6 protein-coding genes are annotated in these 9,326 nt (G+C 74.4%); 4 read left to right on the top strand and 2 right to left on the bottom strand.

Annotated elements, in window-relative coordinates; genetic code table 11:
- Both NCC78_RS22255 and NCC78_RS22250 read right to left on the bottom strand, forming a co-directional pair.
- Positions 1 to 787: hypothetical protein (locus NCC78_RS22255; RefSeq protein ID WP_250796796.1), on the bottom strand; the 787-nt coding region annotated here is incomplete at its 3' end.
- A 5-nt stretch (positions 788 to 792) separates the two neighbouring features.
- Entirely contained in the window at positions 793 to 2,091 is a 1,299-nt protein-coding gene (locus NCC78_RS22250; RefSeq protein WP_250796795.1) for an Hsp70 family protein, read from the bottom strand.
- Between the two features lie 306 nt (positions 2,092 to 2,397).
- Between NCC78_RS22250 and NCC78_RS22245 the strand changes: the two genes are divergently transcribed.
- The 4 genes from NCC78_RS22245 to NCC78_RS22230 all read left to right on the top strand — a co-directional run.
- Positions 2,398 to 3,273 (top strand): IniB N-terminal domain-containing protein, encoded by an 876-nt coding sequence (locus tag NCC78_RS22245; protein ID WP_250796794.1) that lies wholly within the window; start codon positions 2,398 to 2,400, stop codon positions 3,271 to 3,273.
- A 113-nt stretch (positions 3,274 to 3,386) separates the two neighbouring features.
- Positions 3,387 to 5,246, top strand: coding sequence for a dynamin family protein (locus NCC78_RS22240; protein WP_250796793.1), 1,860 nt, complete (start codon positions 3,387 to 3,389; stop codon positions 5,244 to 5,246).
- Positions 5,243 to 6,712, top strand: a complete 1,470-nt coding sequence (locus NCC78_RS22235; protein WP_250796792.1) for a dynamin family protein — start codon at positions 5,243 to 5,245, stop codon at positions 6,710 to 6,712. The genes NCC78_RS22240 and NCC78_RS22235 overlap by 4 nt, the downstream gene beginning before the upstream one ends.
- A gap of 273 nt (positions 6,713 to 6,985) precedes the next feature.
- A partial coding sequence (locus tag NCC78_RS22230) for an ATP-binding response regulator (RefSeq protein WP_250796791.1) occupies positions 6,986 to 9,326 on the top strand: 2,341 nt, incomplete at its 3' end.

The following is a 9,326-nucleotide window of genomic DNA, read 5'->3' as shown; positions in this document are numbered from 1 at the left end:
GCGAAAGCCGGCTGTCCGCGCCGAGCAGGCCGGCCGCCCGGGCCTCGGCGACCAGCTCGTCCACCTCGTCAGGATCGCGGCCGAGCAGCGCGCGCAGCAGGTCCACCGGCAGCGGTACGCCGGCGGCGACGGCCAGCAGCAGCCGCCGGACGTCGGGGGCCAGGTTCTCCAGGTCCGCTGCGAACTGCAGGACGACCTGCCGGGGCGGTTCGGTCGGGGCGGCCGGTCGGTTCTCCTGTCCAGACAGCGCTCGGAGCAGTCGTTCGACGTCGCGGGGAACGCCGCCGGACTGGGCGTGCACGAAGTCGACCAGGTCCGGGCGGCGTCCGACCTCGGGTGCGGCGGCGAGGTAGGCGGCGGTCTGCTCTCGGGTGAACGGGGTGAGCAGGACCAGGTGCCCGTCCCGCCGGAGCGCGTCGGCCAGCTCGACCAGTGCCGCCGGTCGGGGCCACGGCCGGTACCCGACGAGGAGACGGTGCCGGCGGGCGGCCACCAGGCGGCGCAGCGTGTGCAGCCGGGCGTCGTCGAGCACGTGCGCGTCGTCGACCAGCAGCACCGCGTCGGGGTCGACCTCGCCGTCCCGGTCCGGGAGTCCCTCCTGGACGGTGATCCCGGCCCGCCGGTAGACCTCGGCGAGCTCGTGGAGGTAGGCGCTGAGGCCGTGGCCGCCGGGGCCGGTCACGGCGAGCACGAGCGGCGCCGCCGGGTCTGCCGCGGCGGCGTCGAGCAGGGCCTGCGGTTCCGGGCCCAGCACGAGCGGACAACCGGCGGCGGTGTTCACGATCATGGTGGTCATCCTTCGCGCCCCCGGCCACGGGCCAGCGCCAGGCGGGACGCCTTCGGCAGTTCCAGCGGGGTGAACCGGACCGGAGGGCGGGGTGGCGGTTCGCTCCGGAGCGGACGGTGTCGGGCGGATCGCCGCGGTGTGGCGACGGCGGCGGCGACCCGGGCGACGCCGGTGGCCGCCTCGGGCTCACGGACCGGCTCACCGTCCGGGTGGGGCTCGCCGGCCGGCTCCGGCCGCCCGGGGCGCGGCGACACCACCTGGCAGGCGGCCAGCGCGGCACCGGTGGCGGCGGTGAGTTGCGGGTCGGGTTCCACCTCGACCGGTACGGGAAAGGCCCCGACGAGCAGCTCGGCGATCAGTGGGATCCGGGTGGAACCGCCGGCGAGCAGGACGCCGTCGAGCTGCTCCGGCGTCAATCCGGCGGAGTGGACGGTGCGGACCAGCAGGTCGACGGTCGCCTGCACGGCCGGCCGGATCATGTCCTCGAACCGGACCCTGCTCACCGGCACCCGGACCGGCCCGGTCGGCAGGGTCAGCACGACGTCGGTCTCCACCGCGACCGTCAGCTCCCGTTTGGCCCGGTCGCACTCGGGCAGCAGTCCGCGCAACGCGGCGTCCGTCTCCCGGGGCGCGGTGGCGAGCTCGCGGCTGAGCGTGCTCCGTACGTGTTCGGCCAGCGCCTCGTCGAAGTCCACGCCGCCGAAGCATTCCAGCGCCTGCGGGAGGCCGAAGGTCTCGTACGTGCCGCGCGGGTTGCGGCGGACCAGGGCCGCCTCGAAGGTGTTGCCACCGAGGGCGTAGACGGCGGCCCGGGTGCCGGCGAATCCCCGGACCGCGTGGCTCTCGGCCACCGTGACGGTGCGGGGCAGCAACGTGACGTCTCCCAGGCCGAGTTCCCACAGAGCGCGGTGCAGCAGTTGGCGCCGGTACCGGCCCCAGCCGGCGGGATGGCTGATCACGACGGCCTGCGCGGGGCCGCCCTCCCGGTCGACGGTCCGCTCCACGACCCAGGTCGCGAGCACCGCGGCCAACGTCTGCGGCGGACACGCCTCGCCGGCGAGGAGCAGGGGCACGTCGTCGCCGACCCGGCGGACGAAGTCGCGGGCGGTCCGGCATCCGTCACCGGTGCCCGGCTCACCGACCGTGAAGGTCCCGTCCGCGGTCAGGTGCAGCACCGACGGGACCGTCACCGAGCCGACGCCCAACGCGACCGCCTCGGGGCGGGTCCAGGTCGTGTCGCGTCGCCGGGACACGGCGGCCGCGGTGGTGGTGTTTCCGATGTCTATCCCCAGGACGTACGGCATCTCTCTCTTTCCTTCACCGGGAGTTGACCGGCCGGTGGCGAACCTTGTCGGCGCACCGTACGGCGACCACCCCCGGCGAACCCCGCGGGCTCCTACGTTCGTACCAGAGATCACTCCGGCATCAGGAGCCCTAAATCCGGCCGGTCCGGGACCCCCAGTCCCCCTAACGTGGGAGGGGGTGGTGCCCCTAATCGGGCGGGTCGAATTGCGGGGTCGTCCCCGATGACCGATGCCGGCCACCGGCCGTAGCGTCGCTGTCGACGATCGACGGTCGCTGACGACCACGTCCGAGGAGAGAACCGGCACATGGACCAGACCCTGCACGACTTCGTGCTCAACCTGCTCACCGACCCCGACGCCCGGTCGGCCTTCGACCTCGACCCGGAGGGCTCGCTGCGGGCCGCCGGGCTCACCGACCTCACCGCCACCGACGTGCAGGACGTGGTCCCGCTGGTGGTCGACTACGCCCCGGTCAACGGGCTCGCACCGGTGGCCCCGGTGACCGGTGAGCTCGGGGCCGACCCGCTGCTGACCGACACGACCGACGTGGTCGGCCAACTGCAGGGCGTGGCACAGCAGATCACCCTCAGCAGCTCGTACAACGCGGTCGACCTCAAGGCCGGCGTACTGGGCGCCATCGCCGTCGACCCGTCGGCCGTCGCGGCCGGGGCGACCGTGCTGCCCGGGATCGGTCTGGGCGTGGACCCGACCGGCCTGTACACCGACTTCACCGGGGTGCACGACGTGGCGCACACCCTCGACGCCGACGTGGTGGGCGCGGTGGACACGGCCGCCGACCCGGCGGTCGGCGACGTGGCCGGCACGGTCGGGCATCCCGACAGCGTGCTCGACGCCACCGATTCCGGGCTGCTCGGCACCCCCGACGGCCTGCTCGGCGGCCCGCTCGCCGGCACCCACGGCCAGCTCGAGGGCGTCGTCGGCTCGCTCGGTGTGGACGACACCCTGGGCGGGCTCGGCCTGGGCGACGGCACGGGCGTGGTCCCGCCGGTCGACGTGCCGTCCACGGTGGGCGGTGTGACGGGCCAGGTCGACGGCGTGCTGTCCGGCGTCGACGGCACGGTGGGCAGTGTGACCGGGGGCGTCAGCGCCGACGCGGGGGTCCACGGCGAGGCGTCCGCCTCGACCGGCGGTGTGCTGGGTCTCGGCGACGGTCTGTTCTGATCGGGTTCCGGTGCGAGCGGGAGAGGCCGGATCGTCGTGGACGATCCGGCCTCTCCCCCGCGTCAGCTCCGGCCCCACTTGATAATTGAGCCGAAATCAGCACACTTGGTGCGGTGACGGCGGGGATCTGGTTGGACGTGCTCGACGAGATGGCCCGTACGTGCCGCGAACACGGCCGGGCCGACCTGCTCCAGGCGGTCCGGCAGAAACGCGCCCAACTGCTCGACCCGACGCTGCGCGTCCTGGTCATCGGCGAACCGAACCAGGGCAAGAGCCAGCTCGTCAACGCGATCGTCAACGCGCCCGTCTGCCCGGTCGGTGACGGTCGCACCACCGTTCTGCCGACCGTGCTGCGCCACGCCGAGACCGCCTCGGCCACAGTGGTGCAGGCGCCGCCGTCGGTTCCTGGCCGGCCCGCCGACGCGGCCGGCCCGGTGACCGTGGAACGGACCCCGGTGCCGCTGGACCAGATCGCGGCCGGGGTGTCCGGCGCCGTCGGGCGGCGGTCGGGTGGTGGCCCCGCGTACGTCGAGGTCGGCCTGCCGCGTGCCCTGCTCGGCGCCGGTCTGATGCTGGTGGACACGCCGGGCAGCGACGACGTGGCCGCACCCGGCGGCGCCGGCCCGATCGCCGCGCTGAGCCATGCGGACGCCGTGCTGCTGGTCTCCGACTCGACCCGGGAACTCTCCGTCGCCGAACTGAACGTGCTGCTGCACGTCACCCGGGCGCATCCGAACGTGGCGGTGGTGCAGACCAAGATTGACCTGGTGGCGGACTGGCGCGCGGTGGCCGAGCGCAACCGGCGACACCTGGCCGAGGCCGGGGTGCCGGCGACCCTGATCCCCGTCTCGGCGGCGCTGCGACTACGCGCGGCCGCCACCGACGACCACGCGCTCAACGCCGAGTCCGGCTTCCCGGCGCTGATCACCCGGCTGCAACAGAACCTGGCCGGCAAGCCCGACGTGCTGGCCCGGACCGCGGTGGTGTTGACCGCCCGCACGGTGGTGGAGCAGCTCGCCGCGCCACTGCGCGCCGAACTGGAGGGTCAGCGGGCCGAGGAGCAGTCCGGCCCGATCTCCCGCCTGCACGCGGCCCAACGCGAGGTCGACGAGCTGCGCCGCTGCTCCACCCGGTGGCAGAACACGCTGGCCGACGAGATGGCCGACCTGCTCTCCGACGTCGAGCACGACCTGCGCGACCGGACCCGACAGATCCTGCGGATGGTCGACGAGGCGTTCGAGACGGCCGACCCGCTGGTCACCTGGGACACCTTCCAGGAGTGGTTGCAGCGCAGCCTCATCGAGGCGGCGGAGGCGAACCGCGAATGGCTGGTTCAGCGCTGCGACTGGGCCGCCCGCCGGGTGGCCGACACCTTCGCCCGGTACGGCGACGACATGCTGCCGTCCTGGTCGATGACGGTGCCGGAGGACCTCGGCGACCGGCTGCCGGAGATGGAGCGGCCGAGCATCGACCGGTTCACCGCGAGCCAGAAGGTGTTCACCGGCATGAAGGGCTCGTACGGCGGCCTGCTGATGTTCGGCCTGGCGCTGACGCTGGCCGGCATGCCGATGATCAACCCCGTCTCGATCGGGGCCGGCGCCCTGTTCGGCGGCAAGAGCATCCGGGACGAGGGCAGGCAACTGCTGCGCCGCCGCCAGGCGACCGTCAAGACGGCGATCCAACGGCACGTCGACGACTTCTTCGTGCGGGTGACCAAGGACTGCCGGGACAGCACCCGACAGGTGCAACGGATGCTCCGGGACCACTTCACGGCGCTGACCGAGGAGTTGCAGGAGGCCATCATCCAGTCGTTCCGAACCGCCAAACAGGCGGCCGACACCGAGGCTGCCGTCCGCGACCAGCGCCAACGCGAGATCCGGCTCAGGATGGCCCGGCTGGCCGAACTCTACGAACGGGCCCAGCAGCTGACCGTCGCCCGCCCCGCCCCGGCGTCGCTGGGGCCCCGGGCATGACGGTCGGGCTGCGGCTGCACGAGGCGGTGTGGGGACTGTTGCACCAGGCCCTCCACCTCTACCGGGACAACCCCCGGGCGACCGCGCACCTCCGGCACCAGCTGGCCCGGCTGGAGCAACCGCTGCGCATCGCGGTCGCCGGCCCGTGGCGCTCCGGAAAGTCGACCGTGCTGAACGCGATGATGGGCGAGGAGGTCGCGCCGGTCGGCGGCGCGGACGGCGACGGCGTCTTCACCTGGTACGAGGACGGGACGCAGCCGCGCGCCACCGCCTACTCGGTCAGCCACCCGCCGCAGGAACTGGCGATGGCGAAGTCGGCGACCGGCATGCGGGTGGACCTCGTCGGCTGGCGGGCGGGCGAGCTGCGCGACATCGTGGTGCGGTGGCCGACCCGCGCCCTGCGGCAGGTGACCCTGATCGACACGCCTGCGATCACCGAGGCCGGCCAGCACGGCCGCACCTCGGTCATGGACCGGGTGCTGCGTGACGCCGACGCGGTGTTGTACCTGACCCGCGACGGTCGCGGCACCGACCTGCGGGCGCTGGAGTCCAGCCGGGAGAGCGCGGTGGGGCAGGCGGCACCGGTCAACGTGATCATGGTGCTCTCCCGGGTCGACGAGACCGGTGGCGGACGGATCGACGCGCTGCTCACCGCCCGCCAGCTCGCCAGGCGGCAGCACCGCGACCCACGGGTGAACGCGCTCTGCGTGAACCTGGTGGCGTGCAGCGGGCAGATCGGTCTGGCCGGCCGGGTGCTCAGCGAGTCCGATTTCGCCGCGCTCGCGCAGCTGGCCCGGGTGCCCCGCCCCGAGCTGGAGCCGCACCTGCTCTCCGCCGACCGCTTCGTCCGCGGCGAGCTGCCGGTACGGCTGGACGCCGAGGTGCGCGCCGCGCTGCTGGACCGGCTCGGCCTGTTCGGGGTCAGGCTGGCGACGACCCTGGTGCGTACCGGCTGTGACAGCCGGACCAAGCTCTCCGCCGAACTCATCCGGCGCAGCGGTCTGACCGAGCTGCGCGAGTCGGTGAACCGCTTCTTCGTCGACCGGCGGGACACGCTCAAGTCCCGCTCGGCGCTGGCCGCCGTGGAGACGCTGCTGCGCACGGAGCCCGGCCCGGGCACCGGCGAGCTGTTCGGCACGGTGGAGCAGATCCTCGCCGGCGCACACGAATTCCAGGAGTTACGCCTGCTCGGGGCGCTGCGAGGCCCCGGGCTCGGGTTCGACACCGAGTTGACCACGCAGGCGCGCAGGCTGATCGGCGGCGACGGGATGGACCTGGCCACCCGGCTCGGCGTCGAGCACGACGCGACCGTGCAGCAGCTCTGGGAGGCGGCGTCCGAGGCGCAGTGGCGCTGGCGGGACCGCGCGGAGGACCCCCTGCTCCGGCTGGCGCAGCGGCGGGCCGCGCAGGTCGTCGTGCGCAGCTGTGAGGGGATGCTCGCCGAACTGGTCGAGGGGGGCCGGTGACGTCCGGGGCAGCCGGCCGGGCGCTCCCGGCGGGGCCGGCCCGGTGCACGGCCGCTGCCGTGGCGCGGGGCCGGTCGGGCCTCGGCGGCCGAAGCGCCCGGAAACCCGCGCACCGACCTGACGGCGGAGGTGTCGCCCCGTCCGGGGGTGGGTACAGAGGTCCGCTGGGGTGCCGGCGGGTGTGCAGGTGATGCCGGGTGCCAGGATGTGCGGGTAACGCCAGCAGGGGTCGCCGGGCCCGGAAGCGAGGGCTGCGATGAGGTGCGGTCGAGGGTGACGCGGCCCACGGGGGATGTGTTCGCCGACGGGGGCGAGACAGGGCGGTTGATGGCGCGGCTGGACTGGGCGGCCACCCCGCTCGGCCCCGTCGCCGGCTGGCCGCAGAGCCTGCGTGCCGCCGTGCGGATGGTGCTCTCCTCCCGGTACCCGATGCTGCTGCTCTGGGGCGAGGAGTTCACCCAGCTCTACAACGACGCGTACGCGCAGCTGATCGGCGACAAGCACCCGGTGGCGCTCGGCGACGACGTGCGGGTCACCCTGGCCGAGGGCTGGGACGTGCTGGCCCCGCTGATCGACGAGGCGATGACGACCGGGGTGGCCAGCTGGGTGCCCGCCCTGCAACTGCTGCTCGACCGGGCCGGCTACCGCGAGGAGGCGTACTTCAGCGTCTCGCACGCCCCCGCCCGAGACGACGAGGGACGCACGGTGGGGGTGCTCACCGTGTGCAGCGAGGTGACCGAGCAGGTGGTCGGCGAGCGCCGGCTGCGCCTGCTGCGGGACCTCTCCGTGCGCGGTGACGGCCGCACCGTCGACGCGGCGAGCACCACCGCCCGACTCGCCGGGGCGATCGGCGGGCACCCCCTGGACGTGCCGTTCGCCGCGATCTACCTGCGGGAGGGCGCGCTGCTGCGCCGGGTCGCCCTGGTCGGCGGCGACCCGGTCGCCGCCGCGCTGCCGGACACCGTGACCGCCGCCGACGTCGACGACCGGGCCTGGGGGCTGTCGGCCGCCGCCGAAGGTACGGCAACGGAGGTCACCGGGGTGGCCGAGCGCCTCACCCTGCCGGCCGGCCCGTGGGACGACCCGGTCGACACGGCCCTGGCCCTGCCGCTGCCCTCGGCCGAGGCGGACCAGCCGCTCGGGGTGCTGCTGGTCGGGGTCAGCCCGAGCCGGGGTCTGGACGAGGCGTACCGCTCGTTCTTCCAGCTGCTGACCCAGCAGGTGGCGGTCGCGGTACGCAACGCGCAGGCGTACGAGGAGGAGCGCCGGCGCGCCGAGGCGCTGGCGGAGCTGGACCGGGTGAAGACCAGCTTCTTCACCAACGTCAGCCACGAGTTCCGCACCCCGCTGACCCTGATGCTCGGCCCGCTGGCCGACGCGCTGCACGATCACCGGCATCCGCTGCCGGCGGCGCAGCGGGAGCGGGTCGACACCGCCTGGCGCAACGCCACCCGGCTGCTCACGCTGGTCAACAGCCTGCTCACCTTCTCCAGCCTTGAGGCGGGCCAGGCGCGCAGCAACGCCCGCCGGGTCGACCTGGCGGGCCTCACCGCCGAGCTGGCCAGCGTCTTCCGGGCGGCGGTGGAACGGGCCGGGCTGCGGCTGGAGGTCGACTGTCCGCCGCTCGCGCGTCCGGTCGCCGTCGACCCGGTCAACTGGGAACGCATCGTCACGAACCTGCTGTCCAACGCGCTGAAGTACACCTTCGTCGGCCGGATCCGCGTCGGGCTGGACGCCGACGACGATGAGGTGCGACTGACCGTCTCCGACACCGGCATCGGCATCGCCGAGGAGGAGCTGCCCCGGCTCTTCGAGAGGTTCCACCGGGTGCACGGCGCCCGCTCCCGCAGCCACGAGGGCACCGGCATCGGGCTGGCCCTGGTCCGCGAGCTCGCCCGGCTGGAAGGCGGCGACGTGCGGGTGGCGAGCCGCGTGGGCGTCGGGAGCACGTTCACGGTCGCGCTGCCCTGGTCCGCCCTGGAGCGCGTCGACGCCACGCCGGCGGTGGGCGGGGACGGCAGCGGCGACGCGGCCCGGGCCGCCGCCCAGGAGGCGATCGGCTGGCTGGCCGACCCGACGCGGGCGGTCACGGCCGCACCCGCGGAGCCGGCGGCGTACGGGCCGACGGACGGGCTGCGCGGCGCCCGGATCCTGGTGGCCGACGACAACGCCGACATGCGCGCGTACCTGAGCCGGCTGCTGACCGGCCAGGGTTGGCGGGTGGAGACGGTCGGCGACGGTCGGCAGGCCCTGGAGGCGATCCGGCGGGAGCCGCCGGATCTGGTGCTGACCGACGTGATGATGCCCCACATCGACGGCTTCGAACTGGTCCGCCGGGTACGGGCGCAGGCCGGGACCCGGGCCCTGCCGGTGGTGGTGCTCTCCGCCCGGGCCGGCGAGGACGCCAGCGTGGCCGGGTTGGAGGTGGGCGCGGACGACTACGTGGTCAAGCCGTTCGCGGCGGCCGAGCTGCTCGCCCGGATCCGCGCGACCCTGCAGGGAGCGCGGCTGCGCGGGCACCGGCCCGCCGACACCACGACCGCGCGGGGTCGCCCGGAGGACCTGACCGCTGGCGCACTGCCGGAGCCGGCCCCGGCCGAGGTGGCACACGCGG

Origin of the sequence: Micromonospora phytophila (assembly GCF_023656545.1) — a bacterium.
GTDB classification, from domain to species: domain Bacteria; phylum Actinomycetota; class Actinomycetes; order Mycobacteriales; family Micromonosporaceae; genus Micromonospora; species Micromonospora phytophila.
The sequence above is the reverse complement of the archived record's forward strand: the minus strand, read 5'-3'. Positions and strand labels throughout refer to the sequence as shown.

Coding starts and splice junctions, on each gene's coding strand:
- NCC78_RS22235 (WP_250796792.1), top strand. CDS start 5,243: ATGACGGTCGGGCTGCGGCTGCACGAGGCGGTGTGGGGACTGTTGCAC.
- NCC78_RS22250 (WP_250796795.1), bottom strand. CDS start 2,091: ATGCCGTACGTCCTGGGGATAGACATCGGAAACACCACCACCGCGGCC.
- NCC78_RS22245 (WP_250796794.1), top strand. CDS start 2,398: ATGGACCAGACCCTGCACGACTTCGTGCTCAACCTGCTCACCGACCCC.